This window comes from Lentzea miocenica (genome assembly GCF_033949945.1).
Taxonomy (GTDB): Bacteria; Actinomycetota; Actinomycetes; order Mycobacteriales; family Pseudonocardiaceae; genus Lentzea; species Lentzea miocenica.
In genome coordinates this window covers 98,739-120,050 of sequence record NZ_JAXAVW010000016.1, presented here as the reverse complement: position 1 = coordinate 120,050, position 21,312 = coordinate 98,739, and the positions used below count along the sequence as shown (strand labels likewise).

Here is a 21,312-nt window from a genome sequence, read left to right as displayed (position 1 = left end):
TATGGAGATTGGAGTGTGGTTCCCGGTGACGGCCGGACCCATCTACATCGGGCACAAGAGTCCAGCACGTCAGTCCGAGCGGAACATCACGTGCCTCGTGGACTTGGAGCCGTTCGGCCAGCCCGCGTTCTTCGAGCAGTTGGTGGTGGTCCCTGGTGAAGCAGGTGTCTTCGTGGTCCAGTGCATCCCGTTTGTGGCGTTCGGGTTCTCTCTCGGTGACGAGGTGGCGGTCAACCCGGAGGTGATGGTCGAGCGCGTGGTCCGGCGAAAGGGGAACCGCACCTTGCGGGTGCTGCTGGCGCCGAGTGTGGACGACGCGATGGCGGAGACGTTTCGCACTGAGGTCGAGCGCAGGGCGTCCGGCCTCGGCCTCCTCTTCGAGTGGAACAGCTGGGGCAACGTGGCGATCGACGTGCCCGTGGGCACGTCGAACGAGCAGATCGCTTCAGTGATCGAGTTCATCGCTGGCTACGTGGACAGGGGGCTCGCGTTCTGGGAGTGGTCGGAGGCCATTCCCTTCGAGCCGCCTGTGAACGGCTGGCCCGGAGCGCCACTAGTGTGAGACCAGCGGCTCCGCCACCCCGAGCGAGGCGAAGATCTCGGCCGCCATCACCCGATGCGGCCGAGCCTCCTCCTCCCCGGACACCACAGCGACCGCCTCCGCGTACACCCGCAACGCCCGAGCCTCAGCCAACCGATGCCCGTGCTCCCGATGCGCGCACACCGCCCGCCACCCCTGAACAACGGCAGCCCCGCCGTCCCCCAGCCGCAAATGAGCGGAAGCCAACGCCGTCAACACCCGCCCGACCCGCGACCGAACCCCGGACGCCACCACCAAAGAGTGCGCCTGACGACACATCTCCAGCGACTGAACGAAGTCCCCGGATCTGCCCTGAGCCTCTGCCAGCCCGAGCAGCGCGGCGACCTCGGCCCGGCGATGGCCCAGCGAACGGGCGACGTCCAGCGCCTGTGAGTGGTGACGCAGCGCGTCGCCGGAAAGCCCCAGCCGCAAACACACAGCGCCCAGGGTGTTGTGCGCCTCGGCGGCCAACCGGGGGTGGTGCGCGGCCGAGGCCAGGGCGTGGGAGGCGTAGTCGTGGGCCTGGTTCAGGTCGCCTCGGTCCAGGTGGACGCGCGCGAGACTGTCCTGCACCTCCACCCGCGCCTGGTGTGAGTCGGACAGGCTGAGGCACACCAGGGCCTCGTTGAACGTCTGGCAGGCGCGGGTCAGGTCGCCCATCTCCCAGAACGCCGAGCCGAGGTTCACGAGGGTGGTGGCCTCGGCGGCGAGGTGGCCGGCCGCGCGTTGGATCACCAGCGCCGTCTCGTACGCGGTGATGGCGACGGCCGGTTGGCCCATGTCCTGACGCAGCACGCCGATGTTGTTGTGGCTGGCGTGCACGACGCGCGGGACATCTTGCAGGCAGGCGACTTCCAGCGCCCGGTCGTACTCCTCCAGAGCGCGGCCGTGGTGGTGGAAGCTCGCGTACAGAGTGCCGAGGCTGTGCCGCATCAACGCCTGTGCTTGCGGGTTTCCCACAGCTGCACGCAAACCAGCGTGTGCTGCGACGGTCCAGTCGGTGCCGTTGGTCTGCAGCCAGAAGTAGCCGCGCAGCGCGTCCGTGAGCTGCCATGCCAACGGACGTGGGCCGTGGTCGGCGGCGTGGGAGATGGCGGCGACGAGGTTGGCGCGTTCGGTGTGCAGCCACGAGAGGGCGTCCTCGGCCGTGCGGAACGGACCACCGTCCGCGCGGGATGGCAGCATTTCCGGGTAGAGGTGTTGTGCCGCACCGAGTGCGCGCGACAGGTACCAGTCGTAGACGGCGTCCACCCCGCGCGAGTCGGGCAGCGCGGCGGCGTAACCGCGGATCAGGTCGTGGAAGCGGAACCTGCCCGGTGCGACACGGTGGACGAGGTGCGCGTCGGTGAGCGTGCGCAGCACCGAGGCCGCGGTGGCGGGACAGACGGAGATCAGTACGGCGGCTACCTCGGTGCCGAAGTCGTCGCCCGGAAGTCTGGCCAGCAGTCGGAAAGCCTGCTGCGCCAACGGGTCCAGCGCCGCGTAGGACAGGTCGAACGCGGCCGACACCGCGACTCGGGCGTCGCCCGCCACCGACAGCGCGGCCAGGCCACGTCCGCGCAGGTCCGCGACGTACTCGGCGATCGAGCCGGTGATGTTCGCGGCGGCGATGCGCAACGCGAGCGGCAGGTGCGCGCACAGCGTGATCAGGTCAGCCGCCGCACCGGGTTCGGCGCGCACCAGCTCCGGTCCGACCACGTCCACCAGCAGCTGCTCGGCCTCGGCCGCGTCGAACACGTCGATGGTCAACGACCGCGCTCCGTGCGTGACCACCAGGCCGCGCAACGGATCGCGGCTCGTGACGAGCACCGCGCAGCCGCTGTCGGCCGGCAGGAGCTTGCGGACGTGCTCCGCGTCGGCGGCGTTGTCCAGCACCACCAGCATCCTGCGGCCGGCGAGGACCGACCGGAACAGCGCCGCCTGCTCGTCCACGTCGAGCGGGATCTGCTCGGCGGGGATGCCGATGCCGCGCAGGAACTGGTTGAGCACCTGGTCCGCGGTCAGCGGCGGCTGCTCGTCGTAGCCGCGCAGGTCCGCGAACAGCTGGCCGTCCGGGAAGTGGTCGCGCACCCGGTGTGCGACGTGGACGGCGAGCGCGGTCTTGCCGACGCCCGGCGGGCCGCTCAGCACCAGGACCGAGGTGGCGCCCGCGCACGGGCGTAGCCGCGTGGTCACCCACTCGGCGAGCCCTGCCCTGCCGACGAAGCCCCTGAGGTCGAGGGGGAGCTGCATCGGCGCCGGCGCGGTTGCCTGGTCCGGCACCGCGATCTCCTCGCCGCCCGCCAGTACCGTCGCGTGCAACCGCCGAAGTTCCGCGCCGGGATCGACACCGAGCTCGTCGGCGAGCACACGGCGCACGTCCTGGTAGGCCGCGAGCGCGTCCGCCTGACGTCCCGAACGCCACAACGCCGTGATGAGCTGCACCCACATGCGTTCCCGCAACGGATGCGCCGACACGAGCTTGCGCAGTTCACCGACGACCGCGGAGTGCTCGCCGCGGTCGAGGTCGGCGTCGACGCGCATCTCGATCGCGTGCAACCGCTCCTCGGCCAACGCCGGAGTCACGTGAACGATCACGTACGCCGCCTCCACGTCCACAAGCGGGCTGCCACGCCACAACGCGTCCGCATCGCGCAGCAAGGCCGCACGGGCGGCGGGATCGGCGGTGGCTCTGGCGGCGGCCACCGTCTTGCGGAACACCGCCAGATCTACCGCGTCAGGTGCGATGGTGAGCTGATAGCCGCCCGGTGTGGTGCGGATCAGCTCCCGGCCGTGGCTGTCGCCGAGCAGGGCGCGCAGACGCATCACGTACACCTGCAGCGTCCGCTTGGCGTTGGCCGGCGGCGAGTCTCCCCACAACCGGCCCACCAGCTCGTCGATCCTCAGCACCTCGTTGGCGCTGATCAGCAGCAGGGCCAGCAAAGCGCGGAGCTTCGCCGGCCGCACGGACACCTGCCCCGATCTGTCGAACGCTTCGAGCGGTCCGAGCACGCCGAAGCGGAACCGGCCAGACATCAACAACCCCCCAGTCGTCGACGTGGACTGCACGTGCGATCAGCTGCCCAGCAGCCGCGCGATCGCGGCGTTCACCAGGCCCTCGGTGCAGTCGGGCGCACCGGGATGGTCCCGCGGCGAGGCACGCAGTGGTGCGGGCAGCAGGTAGGAGAGCGCGGCGGTGTCGATGCCCGCGATCTTGTCGTCGTCCTTCCAACCGGCGGCGTAGCCACCGCGCCACAGCAGGTCGTCGGCGGCGACGTAGGCGTCCACGTGGTTCGCGTACGCCATGAACCACAACGGCTTGCCGTACCGGTCCTTGGTACCGACGTGGTAGCCGCTGACCACCTCGTGGGCGAGCGCGAGCACGGTCAGGCCGCCGAGATCCAGCCGCTGCACCGTCATCGGCAGCGACCGCGGCAGAGCATTCCGCCCGATCAGTTCGAGCATCCGTTCGGCGTGCCTGCGCGCACCGGCGTTGGTGCCCGACGTGTCGACGCGCTGCTGGTACTTGCGCCGCAACAGGTCCACGGCGGCGGCATCCGTCAGGTCGACGGAGAACGGCAGCTCGATCGTCTCGGCGGCCGTCCGAATCGGACCGTTCACCGGGAGGAACGCGTTGTTGCGCACCATGGCGACGACGGAGTCGGCCAGCTGGTCGCCGGTGAGCCGCACCGCGGACTCGCTACCCATCGAGACGGGGTTGAGATCGCCCGCCGCGCCCTGGAAGAACAGGGCGGGCACACCCAGGCGGCGCGTCACCTCCGCGGCGGCCCGGCCGCAGTGATCCGCGTCAAAGGTCTTCGTCGCATACGGGTGGCACACCGGATGACAGGCGTGTCCGAACAGGACCGCGTGCACCGCGCCGTCGGAAGCCCGCCTGGCGACCAGCACCGGAACGTCGGGCGGTGCCCACCCCAGCTGCTCCCGGTTGGCCGCGATGTAGGCCTGTCCCTCGGCGTGTCCGAGGATGACCTCGACCGGCGCCGCCGCACGCGTACGGGTCACCAGACTCACGATCACGTCGGCGAACTCCGCGGTGAACGCGTCGGTGAGAGCGACGTCGTCCTCGTTGCCCAGCAACACGTACGGGTCTGGCACGCGCCCGACCATCGGCCCGTTGTGGGTGTGGCTCTGCGCCAGCACGAAGTCCGCGGCCGAGGTGACCAGACCGGCGGACACCAGCCGCGCCACGATCGTCAGGTACACCGCGCGCGGCACGCTGATCACGTCTGCCCGCACCAGCACGACGACGTGACCCGTCGCGTCGGCCAGCACAGCGCACTGCGCCCGGAGCCGCCTTGCTTCCACCACACTGCCGTCGCTGCGGCGCTCGGACCAGCCGTAGCCGCCCATCGGAATGCCTGCGCCCGGCGTGTGGTCGACGGACTCGATCCGCATTGTGAAGCTCATGCCGTCACCACGCCGTCGCCCGCCCAGCTCTGCCACGGCTGCCAGCCCGCGCCGGTCCGCCGTGTCCAGGTCATGGCACCGTTCTGCGTCACCCCGAACACCGAGATCTCCCCGGCGGGGCTCAGCACCGCGGACGGATCCGTGACCGTCGAGCCGCCGAGGTCCGTCCAGGTCGACCACACACCGCCGTGCCCGTTCTGCTCGGCGAACCGCACCCGGCGTCCTGCGTCGCGGGCCACCACCACAAGGCCACCGTTCGGTCCCACGAGCACCGCAGGCCTGCCCTCGATCGCCTGGTCACCGACCGAGGTGAAGGATCCCCACGCGCCGCCGCCGGTGCCCTGGCTCAAGTACCGCAGCGTGCCGTCCTCGCCGCGAACGACGACCGCGATCGCACCGGTCGGCGTCACGACAGCGGAGGGATCACCGCCCAGCGAGTCCCCGAGCCCCGTCCAACCGGCCGACCACTCGCCGCCGACCCCGACCTGCCAGCGATGCACCAGACCGCCGCCGTTGCGGGCGAACACCACCGCACCACCGGATCCGCTGATGACCGCACGAGGCCGACCCGCCGCGCCGAGATCCAGCCAGCCGCTCCACGCGCCCGACTCGGACTGCTGCTCGCGGTACATCACGGAACCCTGCGCGTCGCGCACGTACGTGGCCATTCGCCCGGTGGGCCCGACCGTGACGGCGGGCTCGTTCGTGCCGGCGACCGCGCCAAGTCCGTGCCAGTCCGACCATTCACCGCCGTAGACGTTCTGCCAGCAGTGCACCACCTCGCCACCGGACCGGGCGAACACGACGATCGCGCCGTTGGGCACCGTGACCGCGACCGGCCGGCAGTCCAGCGCCACGTCGCGCACCAGCTCGAACGCCGACCAGGCGCCGCCGCGGGCGTGCTGGCGGCGGTAGTGCAGATGGCGCTCGGGACCGAGCGCGAACGCCGCCAGCCCGCGGCCGGTGTCGACCACCGCCGGGTAACCGGGCGACACGCTGGTCAGGAACCGAATGTCCGCCGCGACCGCGAGGCCGTCGGCAGGAGGCGGCGCACCGTTCGCGGTGGCCGCGGCAACTGGGCTCCACGCGCCCAGGCCAGTGGCGAGGACGGCGCTCTTGATCGCCGTCCTCCTGGTGATGCTGTTCAACTAGACCCCCCAGGGTATGCCTGCGCAGCATAATGGGGTCGGTAGTCGCGGCGTCAACATTCCGCGACAGCGAACTGCTGACAGCTGCGTCACGCGTCTTCCTGTGTCCACAAAGGACAGAGGGGGATCCGGAAGGATCGCCTGCCGCATGGTGCCGGTCTGTGTCGTCGAGGTTCTCGGCTCGCTGGTAGGGCGCAAGAAAGCGATTCGCCACTGACATGGGCACGGGTGGCTCGGAAGTGTCCGTGGTCAGCGGACCGCGCGGAGGACCTCGGCCGCGACCGCAGGGCAGGGTGAAGGCGAACTACCGCGTGGCCGACACGTCGACCGGGACCTCAGGTGTCGGGTATCAAGACCACAACTGGGGCAACGCGCCGAACGTCGAGTTCGGCGACTTCGGCAGATGGGTCACCTCCGCGGTCCGGAGGCGGAGATGCGCACGGCTCCAAGCGCGGTACACGGCCTGACACGCCGGGGTGAAGCTCAGCGAGACACCGGTGAGATCCACCCAGCCCGACATGCTGAGGAAGACCGTCAGGTAACGGAACCCGCCACGCAGCCTCGGCGGTTGCGCGCTCGCCACTGGCGGGGCAACAGTGCGACCGGTTGACCACCGGACAGAATTGCCGCGGAAGGCGGTGCGGCGTTGCGTGGGTGAGTTGATCGCAGGAAATCCGCGACCTCGTCGAACTCCGTAGCGCCTGCCGGATCGGTCAGAAGGTGATGACGATCTTGCCGCGGACACGGCCGGTGGTGAAGTCGGTCAACGCCTGCCGGGCGGCGGCGAAGGGGTACTCGGCGTCGATCTGGACGCGCAGTGCGCCAGTCGCGGCCAGTGCGGCGAGTTCGTCGAGCCGTCCCGCGGGTGCCGGTGTAGCGGGCTTCGCCGCGGCCGCGGAGGAGGCCAGCGCGGGTGTACACGGTCGCGCCGGCCCGTTTGGCGAGTTGGACGGCGTGGCTGCCGAGGCCGCCGGTGGCGCCCACGACCAGCAGCATCGCATTCGCCGCGTCCGTGAGACGAGTCCCGCCTGGTGCTCAGAGCACGGTGTGAGTGGACTATGAGGCCGCTATGAGCGGCCTGTGACCAGGCAAGTTCATGGTCGCTCCATGCCCGCAAGGTCATCGGAGTGAGAGGTCCCCGGCCATGATGCGTTGGATCGTCGGGTCGAGCCAGAGGTACCGCCGTCTCGTCCTGGCGGTCGCGATTGCCCTCATCGCGCTCGGCTTCGTGCAGCTGCGCAACAGCAACGTCGAAGCGCTGCCGGAGTTCGGACCGGTGAGGGTGGACGTTCAGGTGGAGGCACTGGGGCTCTCCGCCGAAGAGGTCGAGAACCTCATCACGAACCCCATCGAGAACGAGTTCTTCAACGGCATCCCGTGGCTCGCGAAGCTGGAGTCACGCACCGTTCCCGGCCTCACGTCGATGGAGATGACGTTCGAGCCGGGCACGGATCCCATCCGCGCACGACAGGTCGTGCAGGAGCGCCTGACCATGTCGACCGCGCTGCCGCAGGCGTCGTCCAAGCCGCCGCTGGTGGTGCAGCCGCTGTCGTCCACCGGACGGCTGATGATGATCGGGTTGGCGTCCAAGGACAAGTCGCTGATCGACATGTCGCTGCTGTCCCGGTGGTCGGTCGTGCCGCGGCTGCTCAGCGTGCCCGGCGTGGCGAACGTCGCCGTCTGGGGCTTCCGCGACCGGCAGCTGCAGGTGCAGGTCGATCCGTCGCAGCTCGCGAAGAACGCCGTGACGCTGGACCAGGTCCTGCGCACCTCGGCCAACGCGTTGTGGGTGTCGCCGCTGACGTTCGTCGAGGCGTCCACGCCGGGTCTGGGTGGTTTCGTCGACACGAAGAACCAGCGCATCGAGATCCAGCACAACCAGCCGATCAAGACCGCCACCGAGCTCGGCAAGGTGACGATCCAGGGCGCGGAGGACCGCGGTCTGAAGCTCTCCGACGTCGCCACGATCACCGAGGACCACCAGATCCTCATCGGTGACGCGGTCGTCAACGACCAGCCGAACCTGATGCTCGTCGTCGAGCGGTTCCCCGGCAGCAGCGTCTCCGAGGTCACCAAGAACGTCGAGGCCGCGCTGAACGAGCTGCGTCCCGGCCTGCCCGGCGTGCAGATGGACACGACGATCTACCGGCCGGCGTCGTTCATCGACAAGATGAAGGAGAACCTGGTCACGACCCTGCTGATCAGCGGCCTCCTGCTGCTGCTCGTGCTCGGCGCGTTCCTGTTCCACTGGCGCAGCGCGCTGGTCAGCCTCGTCACCGTGGCGGCGTCGGTCGGGACGACGGTGCTCGTGTTGTCCTGGTTCGGGATACCGCTGAACATGATGACCCTGGCGGGCCTGGTGATGGCGCTCGCCGTGGTGATCGACGACGCCGTGGTCGGCGTGGAGAACGTGCGTCAACGCCTGAGGGAGCGCCAGGAGACGTCGACGGAGACCTCGGCCTCCGACGTGATCGGCGCGGCGATCATCGAGGTGCGTGGGCCGTTGTTCGTCGCGGCGGTCATCACCGCGGTGTCGGTCGTGCCGCTGCTCGTGCTCGACGGCGTCAGGGGCGCGTTCCTCACGCCGGTGGCGGTCGCGTTCCTGGTCGCGACCGTGGTGTCGTTGCTCTGTGCGCTGATCGTCGCGCCCGTGCTGGCCACGATGCTGCTGGCGAAGGAGTCGTTGGCGCACAAGCCGTCCCCGCTCGCCGCACGGATGGAAGGCGGATACGCCAGGCTGTTGCCCACGTTCGTGCGTTTCCGCGTGTTGGGGTACGCGCTCGGCGTCCTGCTGGTGATCGCGTCGGCGGCCCTGCTGCCGCTGCTCGTCTCGCGACCGCTGTCACCGACGCTGCAGGAACGTGACGTGCTGATCAAGTGGGAGGCCGCGCCCGGCGCGTCGCGTCAGGAGATGAACCGGATCACGGCCGCGCTCACCTCCGAGTTGCGGACGACGGGTGGCATCCGGAACGCCGGTGCGCACACCGGGCGCGCGCTGGCGTCCGACCAGGTCGCCAACATCAACTCCGGTGAGGTCTGGGTCAGCATGCGACCAGAGGCCCACTACGACAGCACCCTGAACGCGGTGCGCGAGGTGGTGAAGGGCTACCCCGGCATCCGCAGCGACGTGCTGACCTACTCCGACCGCCAGGTCCGCGACGTCCTCAGCCGCGGCACTTCCGCCGACCTCGTCGTGCGCGTCTACGGCAACGACTACGGCGTGCTGAACGAGAAGGCGAACGAGGTGCTCGGCATCATCAAGGGCATCGACGGCGTCGCCGACCCTCGGATCAACTCGACCGAGATCCAGCCGACCATGGAGATCGAGGTCTCCGTGGAGCGTGCGGCGAAGTACGGCCTCAAGCCCGGCGACGTCCGCAGGCAGTCCGCGACGCTGGTCGCGGCGACCATCGCCGGCAACCTGTTCGACGACCAGAAGATCTTCGAGGTCGTGGTCTGGGGCAAGCCGGAGCTGCGTCAGAACCCCCACACCGTGAAGGACCTGCTGATCGACGCGCCGACCGGTGGGCAGGACGGCGGCCCCACCCAGGTGAAGCTGAGCGACGTCGCGGACGTCCGGGTCTCGCCGAAGCCGGCGATGATCACGCACGACCAGGTGTCGCGGAGCATGGACGTCGTCGCGAACGTCCGCGGCAGGTCGCTGGACGACGTCACGGCCGCCGTGTCCGAGCGGGTCAAGGGCTTGAGCTTCCCGCGTGAACACCACCTCGAGGTGCTCGGGGAGAGCCAGGCCCGGTCGGCGACGGACTTCCGAGTCTGGACCTACGTCGCGGGCGCGGCGATCCTGATCTTCTTCCTGCTCCAGGCCGGCCTGCGCAGCTGGCGGTTGGCGACGCTCACGTTCCTGCTGCTGCCGGTGGCGCTGTCGGGCGGCGTGCTGGCCGCCTTGCTGGGCCGGAGCTCGATGTCCGTGGCCGCGTTGCTGGGCCTGCTAGCCGTGCTGGCCGTGGCCGTGCGCACCAGCGTGCTGCAGATCGCACATCTGCAACGACTGGAAGAAACCAGTCCCGACATGGTCGTACGGGGTATGCGCGAGCGGTTCACCCCGGCCGTGACAGGTCTGCTGGCGACTGGCCTCGTGCTCGTGCCGTTCGTGATCTACGGCGCCGTGACCGGGTTGGAGATCCTCGCGCCGCTCGCGCTGGTCGTGGTGGGCGGCCTGGTCACCACCGCACTGGTGAACCTGTTCATCCTGCCTGGTCTCTACCCCCAGTTCGCCGCGAAGGAGAAGACAGATGCCCAGGAGAAGACAGGTGCCCAGGAGAAGACAGATGTCTAGCCAGCGATGGGCCGCGGCGGCCCTGATCGTCCTCGGCCTGGGAGTGCCGGGATGCACCACCGTCACCTCCGCCACGGAGGCCCCGCAGGAGAAGCCTGCGAAGGTGGAAGCGGTCCAGGGCAAGAACGTGAAGAGCGTGACGCTGACCGAGCAGGCGGTGAAGCGCGTCGGCGTCGAGACGACCACGGTCGCCGCGGCCGCCACCGGAACGGTCGTGCCGTACCAGGCGGTGATCTACACACCCGACGGCAACACCTGGGTCTACATCGTCGCCGGGTCGCGCCAGTACGTGCGCGAGCAGGTCACCATCGCGACGGTGGGCGGCAACGCGGGTACCGAAGCGTTCCTGTCCGCAGGGCCGGCGGTCGGCACCACGATCGTGAAGACAGGCCTCATCGAGCTGTACGGAGCCGAACTCGGCGTCGGGAAGTAGCCAACCTTGGCCTCTTCCTCCTCGTGAACGAGGGACTCCTACGGCTCGCACCGCAGGGCTTTCTGCTTCATCACCGACTGCCCGCTCGGAGGGTTCCGTTGAGGTCTTACACCGGCTCCACAGACTGTCACCGCCAGCCCGGCGGCCATGATGTTGCGTGCCGCGTTCACGTCCCGGTCATGGGTCGTGCCGCAGTTGCAGGTCCAGGTGCGCACGTGCAGCGGCATGTCCGCGGCGAGCGCGCCGCAGGTCGAGCACAGCTTGGACGACGGGAACCAGCGATCAACGGTGATCACGTCCCGCCCGTACCAACTTGCTTTGCACTCCAGCAATTGCCGGAACTGCCGCCAGCCCGCGTCATTGATCGCGCGGGCCAGGCGGTGGTTGCCGACCATGTTGGACACGGCCAGGTCCTCGATCACGAGCGTTTGGGCGTCACGCACGAGCCGAGTAGTGATCTTGTGCAGATGGTCCGTGCGCCGATCAGCGATACGGGCGTGTATGCGGGCGGCCTTGACGCGGGCCTTGGCCCGGTTGCTACTGCCGACTTGCTTGCGGCACAACGTCCGCTGCGCCCTGGCCAGCATCGTCCGGTCCCGGCGCTCGTGCCGGGGATTGCCGATCTTCTCCCCGGACGACAGCACCAGCAGGTACTCGAGACCGACATCGATGCCCACCACCGCATCCGTGGCGGGCAGCGGCCGCACGCCGGGGTCCTCGCACAGCAGGGACACGAACCAGCGTCCGGCCGGGTCCCGCGACACGGTCACCGTCGACGGCACCGCGCCGTCGGGCAGTGGCCGCGACCAGCGGATGTCCAGCGGATCGGCCATCTTCGCCAGGGTCAGCGTCCCGTCGCGCCAGCGGAACGCCGAACGCGTGTACTCGGCACTGGCACGCGACTTCTTCCGCGACTTGAACCGCGGATACCGCGCACGCTTGGCGAAGAAGTTCGTGAACCCAGTCTGCAGATGCCGCAACGTCTGCTGCAGCGGCACCGACGACACCTCACCCAGAAACGCCAGCTCCTCGGTGCGCTTCCATACGGTCAGCAACGCCGACGTGGCCTCGTAGCCGACCCGCTCCCCACGCTGCCCCCACGCCTCCGAGCGAGCCTGCAACGCCAGGTTGTAGACCTTGCGGACACACCCGAACGTGCGCGACAGCTCCACTGCCTGCGCCTCCGTCGGATAGAAGCGGTACTTGAACCCCCGCTTCACCTGCCCACCCATGGATCACAAATCAGCAAGTGGTTCTTCCCGCCCTTCCCCGCCCTGGAGAGCGGCGTGTCCTCGGAGGATTTCAAATGATGCGCTGGATCATCGGTACGAGCCTGAAACTCAAGTTCCTCGTGGTCGTCGGTGCGTCGATGATGATGTTCTTCGGCATCCTGCAGATCAAGGACATGTCCATCGACGCGTTCCCCGAGTTCGCGCCGCCCCGCGTGGAAATTCAGACCATCTGCATCGGACTGTCCGCAAAGGACGTCGAAGAGCTCGTTTCGGTGCCGATGGAACAGGGGCTCAACGGCATCGAGGGACTGACCGCGATGCGGTCGAAGTCCGTGTCCCAGCTGTCGTCGATCGTGATGATCTTCGAGCAGGGCACCGACCTGATGAAGGCGAGGCTGCTGATCCAGGAACGCGTCAACGCGATCACACCACGGCTGCCGCGGTGGGCGAACCCGCCGTTCATGATCCAGCCCCTGTCGTCGACCAGCCGCGCCATGAAGATCGGCATCTCGCAGGACGACAAGTCCGACCAGGCCCACATCGACATGGCACTGCTGACCTACTGGTCGCTGCGGCCGCGGCTGATGCGCGTGCCCGGCGTCGCGAACGCGGCGATCTGGGGCGACCGGTGGCACGTGAAGCAGGCACTGGTCGACCCGGACCTGATGAACAAGCACAACGTCACCATGCAACAGGTGCTCGACTCCGCGGGCAACGCGGTCGACGTCGGGCAGCTGAAGTTCAAGGGCGGCTTCGAGATCGGCACCGGTGGGTACGTGGACACGGCGAACAACCGGTTCCCGGTGCAGCATCAGCTGCCCCAGCTGTCCGGGCAGCAACTGGCCGAGATCCCCATCGAGACCAAACCCGGTGAGCCGAAGGTCTACCTCAAGGACGTCGCCGAGATCCGCGACGACGTCATGCCGCCGTCACTGCTCACCGGCGACGCCGTCATCAACGACGGTCTCGGTGTCATGATCATCATCGAGAAGCTGCCGTGGGCGAACACGTTGGAGGTCACGCGCGGCGTCGAGCAGGTGATCAAGGACTTCCAGCCCGGTATGCGAGGGTTGCAGGTCGACACCGAGATCTTCCGGCCGGCGACGTTCATCGAGACATCGGTGAACAACCTGGGCCGCGCGATGCTGATCGGCTTCGGCCTGGTCGTGCTGATCCTGATCTTCTTCCTGTTCGAGTGGCGGGTGGCGTTGATCAGCGCCATCACCATCCCGTTGTCACTGGTGGCCGCGGGGCTCGTGCTGAACGCCACCGGCGGGACGATAAACGTGATGATCCTGGCGGGACTGGTCATCGCGCTCGGTGTCCTGGTGGACGACGCGATCATCGACATCGAGAACATCGTGCGCCGAATACGGCAGCATCGGCGCGAGGGCGGTGCCAGATCCACCGCGTCGATCATCCTGGAGGCCTCGATCGAGGTCCGCGGCCCGATCGTGCACGCGACCCTGATCATCCTGGCGTCGACGGCACCGGTGTTCCTCCTCAGTGGACTGACCGGGGCCTTCTTCCGCCCGCTGGCGTTCGCCTACGGGTTGTCGATCCTGGCGTCACTGCTGGTGGCGTTGACGGTGATCCCCGCGCTGGCGTTGATCATGCTGCGCAACGCGCCGATCGAACACCGCGAGTCGCCGTTGGTGCGGTGGCTGCAACGCGGTTACACGGCACTGCTGGCGCGCATCGTGCCGCGGCCCGGCGTGGCGTACTCGAGCGTGGCCGTGGTGATGATCGCGGGCTTCGCGATCGCGCCGTTCCTCGGCCAGAACCTGTTCCCGGCGTTCAAGGAGCGGGACTTCCTGATGCACTGGGTCGCCCAGCCGGGCACCTCGCGCGAGGAGATGGTCCGCATCACCCAGCAGGCCAGCAAGGAGCTGCGCGCGATTCCGGGTGTGCGCAACTTCGGCGCGCACATCGGCCAGGGCACGCTCGCCGACGAGGTCGTCGGCATGAACTTCACCGAGAACTGGATCAGCATCGACAAGGACGTCGACTACACGAAAACCCTTGCCGCCGTGCAGAAAGTCGTCGACGGGTATCCGGGCCTGCAACGCGACGTGCAGACGTACCTGAAGGAACGCACCAAGGAGGTGCTGACTGGATCGAGTGACGCGATCACCGTCCGCATCTACGGCGACGACCTCGACGGCATCCGGCAGAAGGCGAACGAGGTCAAGGAGCTCATCGCCGGGATCGACGGGATCATCGACGAACACGTGACACTGCAGACGAACATCCCGCAGGTGGCGGTGGAGGTCGATCTGCAGAAGGCGTCGCAGTACGGGATCTCGCCCGGTGAGGTGCGGCGGACGGCTTCGGCGTTCATCTCCTCCGAGGAGGCGGGCGACATCTGGCGCAACGGCAAGAACACCGAGGTGCACGTGTGGTCGCAGCCCAAGGCCCGGTACAGCGTGGAGTCGGTGCGCCAGTTGCTGATGGACGCGCCGGACGGCAGGAAGGTGCCGATCGGTGACCTCGCCTCGGTGAAGGTCGTGTCCGCGCCGAACCAGATCCTGCGGGAGAACGGGTCGCGCCGGATCGACGTGGGTGCCAACGTGGCCGAGGGCGCCGCACTCGGCGACGTGGCGGGGGAGGTCGAGCGGCGGCTGGCTCAGGTGAGCATGCCCGCCGGGTTCCACGCCGAACTGCTGGGCGAGTACAAGGAGGCCACCGCGGCGCAGAACCGGTTGCTGCTCTTCGCCGGCGGAGCGTTGATCGCGATCCTGCTGATCCTGGTGACCGCGTTCGGCAGTTGGCGGCTGGCCGTGCTGGTGCTGCTGACGTTGCCGATGGCACTGGTCGGTGGCGTGTTCGGGGCGTGGCTGACCGGTGGTCTCCTGTCACTCGGGTCGCTGGTCGGGTTCTTCACGGTGCTGGGCATCGCGGCCCGCAACGGGATCCTGATGATCAACCACTTCCAGCACCTGGAACGGGAGGAGGGCGAGCCGTTCGGCCGGGACCTGGTGCTGCGCGGTGCCCGCGAACGTCTCGCGCCGATCCTGATGACCTCACTGGCCGCCGGTCTGGCCCTGGTACCGCTGGCCATCGCGGGCGACCTGCCGGGGCACGAGATCGAGCACCCGATGGCGATCGTCATCATCGGCGGCCTGTTCACCTCGACCCTGCTGAACCTCTTCGTGACGCCGTCCCTCTATCTCCGGTTCGCCGGGCCACGACGCGAGGCGGACCCCGAACCGAAGCCAGAACCCACGCCGGTTCCCGCTTAGCCGAGATGCGGTGAAGGGCACCCTCCGGTGAGGGTGCCCTTCACGCTTTCACGCGGTGTCGCGGAGACGGCGGCGAACCGCGTAGACCGCGATCCCCAGCAGGATCGGCACGATCAGTGCGATCGGCAGAGCGCCACCGGCGCTGAGCGTGCGCCGCCCGGCCACCTCCACGTGGATGGGCGGGCTGGCGGACAACGACTCGGAACCGTTGGGCAGCACGACGGCGTACACGTTGAACACCCCGGCGTTCACCGCTTGGATGTCCCACGACACCTCGGCGCGCTCGCCTGGTCCCAGTGGCGGCAGAGACTGCGTCGGTGCTGCCGTCCAGTCCTCCAGGTCCACGTACACGTCGTTCAACGAGGCCACGTTCAGATGTGCGATCAGCTTTCCGGTCGGCGACGACCCGGTGTTGGTGACCGTCGACCTGATGTTCAGGTACTGACCGACGGTGCCGGTGATGCGGGATTCCGACACCGCCACCTCGACGGTCGCCGACGCCGTGGCGGGGAACAGCGCCAGTACCATGGCGGCGAGCAGCAGTCTCATCCCGAACCAACTCCTCCCGTGAGCCGGACGATGCGCGGCCCCATCACGACCAGTGCCACGGCGGTGGCCACCACGGCCACCACCGGTGAAATCAGGTACGACAGGTCCTGGGTCCACGTGTGTCCCTTGAGCATGACCAGTCCGATGTAGTGCATCCCGGCCGTCACCGGGTTGATCCGCACCAGCAGGTCACCTGCCGACGACGTCGGCATCGCGGGCAACTGCGTGGGCGCGAACAAGGCGAGCAACAGGAACAGCGACGCGGCGAGGCTCACCTTGTTGGTCGAGGACCGGGCGCTGATCAGCAGACCGACCGCGGCCATCGACAGCGCCAGCAGGGTCCCGACGACCAGGCCGAGCAGCAGTGCCTCGCCCACCACCGCGACGCCCTTGCCGAGCACCCACAGGTAGGGCACCGCGACCACGAAGACCATGGCCCACAACGTCATCGCGGCCACCAGCTTGCCCAGCACGATCGAGCCGCGCGACACCGGCGTCAGCAGCAGGCTTTCGAGGGTGCCCCGCTCGCGTTCGCCGCTGATCGCGTCCGCGGCGACGACCAGCGTCAGCAACACCCCGACCGCGACGGCGATCTGCAGCACCAGGTTCACCGACTCCCGCTGTTCCAGGAAGTTCAGGACCTGGTTGGTGGCGGCCAGGTAGGTCACCGCGCTCAGCAACACGGCGTAGGCGAACGTCAGCACCGGACCGCGGCCGCTCAGCCACAGGTCGCGGCACTCCTGACCGGCGATGATCCGCGCGCTCACGACGAACCTCCCCGCGTCATCGCCAGGAAGGCGTCGCTCAGCCTCGCGCCGTCGACCTCGAACGACAGCAGGGTGACCCCGGCGTCGAGCACGGCGGACAACACGTCGTTCATTCCGTCCGCGGACGTGACCGTCACGACGTCCTTCGACACCTCGACCGACACGCCGGGCAGGCGTTGCAGCACCTCGGACGCCCGCGCGACCTGGTCCGGCGGCACACGCAGGCGGCCGGACCGGCGGCTGGCGGCCTCCGTGCTCGTCACCTCCGCCACGCTGCCGGACACCACGACCTTGCCCTTGTTCATGATCAGCACCGAGGAACACACCTGCTCGACCTCCGGCAGCGTGTGCGTCGACACCACCACGGTCGTGCCGCGTGCCTCGGCGATCGTCCGCACCAGGGTGAGAATCTCCCGCTGCCCGGCGGGATCCAGGCCCAGCGTCGGTTCGTCGAGGAACATCACGGAAGGGTTGTTCACCAGCGCCCGTGCGATGCCGAGTCGTTGCCGCATACCGCGGCTGTAGGTCGCGATCCGGGTCTGGGCGCGGTCTGCCAGCCCCACCTGGCCGAGCAGACGTACGGCGGTCTGCCTGGCCTCGTCACGGGCCAGCCCGAACAGCCTCCCGTGGTACATCAGATATTCCAATCCCGTCTGGTGCAGGGGATAGCCCGCGCTCTCCGGCAGCACGCCGATGCGCGCCCGGATGTCCGCGGGCCGGGACGACGGCACACCCGCGACGGCGAAGTCGCCGCCGGTCGGTGCCAGGACGGTCGACAGCATCCGGATCGTGGTGGTCTTTCCCGCCCCGTTGGGACCGAGCAGACCGACCACCTCGCCCTCGTGCACGGTGAAGCTCACCGAGTCGACAGCCGTCCGGGAACCGAACCACTTGGACAACTCGCGAACTTCGAGAGTCACACCCGGCATCACGTCTCCTCTCCATTCGGAGTAATTGCCATAAGGGGACTCGATGGAGATGAGAGAACGATGAGAACCGCTCCCGAAATTGAGCCAAATGGCCCTCAACCTGCAGTGATGACTTGCACGCTGCCAGTCACTCACACCAATGGAGCAAAACGAAATGCCCGACTCGGCCGATTCCCTCATAGGGAGGAACGCAAGTAAGGGGGCGTGGTGGATTTTCGCCTGCTAGGGGCTGTGGAGGCTTGGGAACAGAAACTTCAGCTTGATCTCGGCCCGCGCAAACAACGTCTCGCCTTCGCAATACTGGCGTTACACGCCAACCAGCTCGTGCCCGTCGAGCGGTTGGTCGACCTGACGTGGCCGTCGCAGCCGCCGCGCACCGCGCAGCACGCGATCCACGTCCGGGTGTCGCGGCTGCGCCGGGCGATCGCCGACGGGAGATCTGGCCAGAACGACGCGAACATCATCACGCGTGGCTCGGCCTACATGCTGAAGGTCAACCCGCTGTCCGTCGACGTGCACCGGTTCCGCGCGGTGGTCACGGGCGCCAGGCAGGAGATCGACGACTCGGTCAAGGTGTCGCTGTTGCGGCACGCCCTGTCGATGTGGCACGGCCCGCCGCTCGCGGACGTGACCACACCGGACGCCGCCGCGGTGCTGTGCCACGGACTCGAAGAGGCACGGCTGGCCGCGCTGGAGGAGTGTCTGGACGCTGAACTGCGCCTCGGCAGGCATGCCGCAGTGGTCGACGAACTGACCGACCTCGTGGCGCAACACCCGCACCGGCAACGGTTTCAGGCGCTGCTGATGCTGGCGTTGTACCGCTGCGGCCGGGTGACCGACGCACTTGACGCCTACCGCGCGGCCCGCGTCCGGCTGGCCGACGAGCAGGCGCTCGAACCCGAGTCGCGGCTGAGCGACCTGCAACGCGCGATCCTGTGCGCTGATCCGGCGCTCGACGCACCGTTCGTGCGGTTTCCCGCGAGAACCCAGCTGCCACACGAGATCTGGTCCTTCGCGCGCACCGACCCGTTGTCCGACGAGGTGACCGTGGAGGTGCGCGACCTGTCGAAGAGATACGGCACCTCATGGGCGGTGGACGGCATCAGCTTCACCGCGCGCAAGGGCGAGGTGCTCGGTCTGCTCGGCCCGAACGGTGCCGGCAAGACCACGACCCTGCGCATTCTGTCCACTGTGGTCACACCGACCCGTGGCCAGATCTACGTCGGCGGTGTGCCGGGCACGCGGCACACCGAGCTTCGAAAGCTCATCGGCGTGCTGCCGGAGAGCGCCGGATATCCCGGCCATCAAACGGGTTTGGAGTTCTTGGCCTACCACGGAAGGCTCTTCGGCCTGTCGCGCGCCGAGGCACGTGAACGCGCCGCCCGGCTGCTCGGCCAGGTCGGGCTCAGCAACCGGGGCGGCGCCCGCATCGGCACGTACAGCCGTGGCATGCGGCAACGCCTCGGCATCGCACGGGCTTTGGTGAACAACCCGTCGGTCGTGCTGCTCGACGAACCTGCGGCCGGACTGGATCCGCCTGGTCAGCGGGACCTCCTCACCCTGGTGCGAACGGTTGCCGAGGCACGTGGAATCACGGTGGTGTTGTCCGCACACGCGTTGCCCGAGGTTGAGCGGATCTGCACCGGGGTGCTGATACTGGAACGAGGCAAGCTGGTCTCCGGTCAGGTGATGACGACATGACCCAGATGAGTCGGGTGCTGGTGATCGAGGACGAGGCGCCGTTCGCCGACGCGCTCGCGGAAGGTCTGCGCCAGGACGGGTTCGAGGTGGAGACCGCGACAGATGGCCTGCTCGGCCTGGACGCCGGGCTGACCCGGCGGTTCGACGCGATCGTGCTCGACCTGATGCTGCCGAGCCTGCCCGGTCTTGACCTGTGCGCGCAGTTGCGCCGCGCGGGAATCCGGGTGCCCGTGCTCGTGCTGACCGCTCGCGACGGCGAACTGGACCAACTGCGCGCGTTGCGCATCGGCGCGGACGACTTTCTCACCAAACCCTTCTCCTACCGGGTGTTGCTGGCTCGTCTGCACGCACTGCTGCGGCGGTCGGGGCTGCGCCTGGCCGACGTGCTGACCGCGGGTGATCTCGCGCTGGACCGGGTGGCCCGGCGCTGCCGCCGCGGCGAGACGGCGATCGAACTGACGCCACGCGAGTTCGCGTTGTTGGAGTTGCTCATGTCGCGACCGGGCCAGGTGGTGTCCAAGCGGTTCGCCTTGGAGGAGGTGTGGGACTCCGCCATCCCGGTCCAGTCGAACGTGCTGGAGGTCTACGTCGCCTATCTGCGACGCAAGATCGACCTGCCGTTCGGCACGCACGCCGTCGAAACCGTCCGGGGATCCGGCTACCGGCTGGCTCCCGATGGCGGTTAGCCGGCGAGCCGGCGTCCGCGTCCGGCTGACCGCGCTGGCGGTGCTGGTCGTGGGGCTGGGACTGGTCGTGGGCGGCGCGGTGGCGTTGACGCTGGTCGGCGACCAGCTCACCGGCAACGCCGAAGCTGAGGCCCGCCGCCAGGTCGACTCGTTCGCCTCCGTGATCGCCGACGGCTTGCCCTCCGCCCTTCCACCGCTCGTCCAGGTCGTCGCGCGGGACGGCTCGGTGCTCGGTGCCAGTTCCGAACTCGCACACACCCGACTGCTCGCGCTGTGGCCGGAAAGCGGTGTGGTCACGGGAACTTCACGACTGCCCGATGGTGAGCACCACGCCGTCGCCGGAGTACCTGCCTCGGTGCGCGATCGCTCCGTCGCCGTGTACGCCGCCGTGTCGCTGGAACACGCCGAGGAGGGCGTCGAGGCTGCCACAACGGCGTTGGCGATCATCGTGCCGCTCCTTCTGGTCGCGGCCGGCGGTACCGCGTGGCTGGTGGTAGGCCGCGCATTGCGTCCGGTGGAGGCGATCCGGGAACGGGTCACCGAGATCACCGCGAGCCAGCTCGACCGCCGGGTCCCGGAGCCGTCAGCCGATGACGAGGTGGGCAGGCTCGCTCGCACCATGAACGAGATGCTGGCCCGCCTCGAGGAGGTGCACGAACGGCAGCGCCGCTTCGCCGCCGACGCCGCGCACGAGCTGCGCAGCCCGTTGGCGAGCCTCCGCACCCGGCTGGAGGTCGGTCTCGCGCACCCGTCCAGCACGGACTGGGTGCGTGTCGCGGGCGACCTGCACCGCGAGGCGGTCCGGCTGGGCGACCTGACCGACGAGCTGATCGTGCTGGCACTCGCGGACGGGGTCACCGAGCCGGTCGAGTGGGTGGACCTGGATGAGGTGGTGCTGAACGAGATCGACGCGGTCCGCGCCCGCGGCGTCGTGGACGTCGAGCTGTCTCCGTTCTCCGCAGCCAGGCTGCGCGGCCGAGCGGGTGAGCTGAGTCGTGTCGTGCGCAACCTGCTGGACAACGCCGAACACCACGCACGGCACCGGATCACGGTCGGTCTGTGGTCGACGGAACGGTTCGCGGAGCTGGTCGTCGCCGATGACGGCCCCGGCATTCCGGATTCGGACCGGACGAAGGTGTTCGAGCGCTTCTTCCGCTCACAACGTGCCCGTGACCGCGACACCGGTGGCGTCGGCCTGGGACTGGCGATCGTGCGCGAGGTGACCGAGCGGCACGGCGGCGCGGTGTGGCTCGCCGACTCGACAGACGGCGCGCGCTTCCACGTCCGCCTTCCTCTGGCGGTGGAGCCGCCTGCCTGATCTTCACGATCCTCTAATCA

16 protein-coding genes are annotated in these 21,312 nt (G+C 68.6%); 7 read left to right on the top strand and 9 right to left on the bottom strand.

From position 1 onward, the window contains the following. Position 1: 1 nt before the first annotated feature. Positions 2-562: a DUF4265 domain-containing protein gene (locus SK803_RS20790; RefSeq protein WP_319967695.1), complete on the top strand. Its 561-nt coding sequence runs from the start codon at positions 2-4 to the stop codon at positions 560-562. Here the strand turns inward: SK803_RS20790 and SK803_RS20785 are convergent. The 5 genes from SK803_RS20785 to SK803_RS20765 form a co-directional block, all read right to left on the bottom strand. Then, a complete protein-coding gene (locus tag SK803_RS20785) occupies positions 554-3,595 on the bottom strand; it encodes an AfsR/SARP family transcriptional regulator (protein ID WP_319967694.1) in 3,042 nt (1,013 codons plus the stop codon). The genes SK803_RS20790 and SK803_RS20785 overlap by 9 nt on opposite strands. Positions 3,596-3,634: 39 nt before the next feature. Continuing rightward, positions 3,635-4,987, bottom strand: a complete 1,353-nt coding sequence (locus SK803_RS20780) for a hypothetical protein (RefSeq protein WP_319967693.1) — start codon at positions 4,985-4,987, stop codon at positions 3,635-3,637. Then, positions 4,984-6,135: a hypothetical protein gene (locus SK803_RS20775; protein ID WP_319967692.1), complete on the bottom strand. Its 1,152-nt coding sequence runs from the start codon at positions 6,133-6,135 to the stop codon at positions 4,984-4,986. The genes SK803_RS20780 and SK803_RS20775 overlap by 4 nt, the downstream gene beginning before the upstream one ends. Positions 6,136-6,484: 349 nt before the next feature. Continuing rightward, the gene (locus SK803_RS20770) at positions 6,485-6,718 is read right to left on the bottom strand and encodes a hypothetical protein (RefSeq protein WP_319967691.1); all 234 of its coding nucleotides are present in this window, start codon (positions 6,716-6,718) and stop codon (positions 6,485-6,487) included. A 130-nt stretch (positions 6,719-6,848) separates the two neighbouring features. After that, positions 6,849-7,136 (bottom strand): zinc-binding dehydrogenase, encoded by a 288-nt coding sequence (locus SK803_RS20765; protein ID WP_319967690.1) that lies wholly within the window; start codon positions 7,134-7,136, stop codon positions 6,849-6,851. A gap of 143 nt (positions 7,137-7,279) precedes the next feature. Between SK803_RS20765 and SK803_RS20760 the strand changes: the two genes are divergently transcribed. Both SK803_RS20760 and SK803_RS20755 read left to right on the top strand, forming a co-directional pair. Beyond that, entirely contained in the window at positions 7,280-10,435 is a 3,156-nt protein-coding gene (locus SK803_RS20760; RefSeq protein WP_319967689.1) for an efflux RND transporter permease subunit, read from the top strand. Continuing rightward, on the top strand, positions 10,428-10,868 hold the full coding sequence (locus tag SK803_RS20755; protein ID WP_319967688.1) for a hypothetical protein: 441 nt from the start codon (positions 10,428-10,430) through the stop codon (positions 10,866-10,868). The genes SK803_RS20760 and SK803_RS20755 overlap by 8 nt, the downstream gene beginning before the upstream one ends. Positions 10,869-10,906: 38 nt before the next feature. Here SK803_RS20755 and SK803_RS20750 read toward each other — a convergent pair whose 3' ends face one another. Next, entirely contained in the window at positions 10,907-12,088 is a 1,182-nt protein-coding gene (locus tag SK803_RS20750; RefSeq protein WP_319967687.1) for an RNA-guided endonuclease InsQ/TnpB family protein, read from the bottom strand. A gap of 86 nt (positions 12,089-12,174) precedes the next feature. Between SK803_RS20750 and SK803_RS20745 the strand changes: the two genes are divergently transcribed. Beyond that, a complete protein-coding gene (locus SK803_RS20745) occupies positions 12,175-15,342 on the top strand; it encodes an efflux RND transporter permease subunit (RefSeq protein WP_319967686.1) in 3,168 nt (1,055 codons plus the stop codon). Positions 15,343-15,390: 48 nt separating this feature from the next. Here the strand turns inward: SK803_RS20745 and SK803_RS20740 are convergent, their stop codons facing one another. Genes SK803_RS20740 through SK803_RS20730 form a run of 3 tightly spaced genes read right to left on the bottom strand, consistent with a single transcriptional unit; the run spans position 15,391 to position 17,587 of the window. Beyond that, positions 15,391-15,891 carry a hypothetical protein gene (locus tag SK803_RS20740; RefSeq protein WP_319967685.1) on the bottom strand — a complete coding sequence of 167 codons (501 nt, stop codon included), beginning with the start codon at positions 15,889-15,891 and terminating at the stop codon, positions 15,391-15,393. Further along, positions 15,888-16,658: an ABC transporter permease gene (locus SK803_RS20735; protein ID WP_319967684.1), complete on the bottom strand. Its 771-nt coding sequence runs from the start codon at positions 16,656-16,658 to the stop codon at positions 15,888-15,890. The genes SK803_RS20740 and SK803_RS20735 overlap by 4 nt, the downstream gene beginning before the upstream one ends. Continuing rightward, the gene (locus SK803_RS20730) at positions 16,655-17,587 is read right to left on the bottom strand and encodes an ABC transporter ATP-binding protein (RefSeq protein ID WP_319967683.1); all 933 of its coding nucleotides are present in this window, start codon (positions 17,585-17,587) and stop codon (positions 16,655-16,657) included. The genes SK803_RS20735 and SK803_RS20730 overlap by 4 nt, the downstream gene beginning before the upstream one ends. A gap of 204 nt (positions 17,588-17,791) precedes the next feature. Between SK803_RS20730 and SK803_RS20725 the strand changes: the two genes are divergently transcribed. From SK803_RS20725 to SK803_RS20715, 3 genes are read left to right on the top strand one after another with little or no spacing between them, the layout of a single operon-like run. After that, complete coding sequence (locus SK803_RS20725; RefSeq protein WP_319967682.1) at positions 17,792-19,288, top strand: BTAD domain-containing putative transcriptional regulator; 1,497 nt, start codon at positions 17,792-17,794, stop codon at positions 19,286-19,288. Then, positions 19,285-19,974, top strand: coding sequence for a response regulator transcription factor (locus SK803_RS20720; RefSeq protein WP_319967681.1), 690 nt, complete (start codon positions 19,285-19,287; stop codon positions 19,972-19,974). The genes SK803_RS20725 and SK803_RS20720 overlap by 4 nt, the downstream gene beginning before the upstream one ends. Then, positions 19,964-21,292: a sensor histidine kinase gene (locus SK803_RS20715; protein ID WP_319967680.1), complete on the top strand. Its 1,329-nt coding sequence runs from the start codon at positions 19,964-19,966 to the stop codon at positions 21,290-21,292. The genes SK803_RS20720 and SK803_RS20715 overlap by 11 nt, the downstream gene beginning before the upstream one ends. Positions 21,293-21,312: the final 20 nt, after the last annotated feature.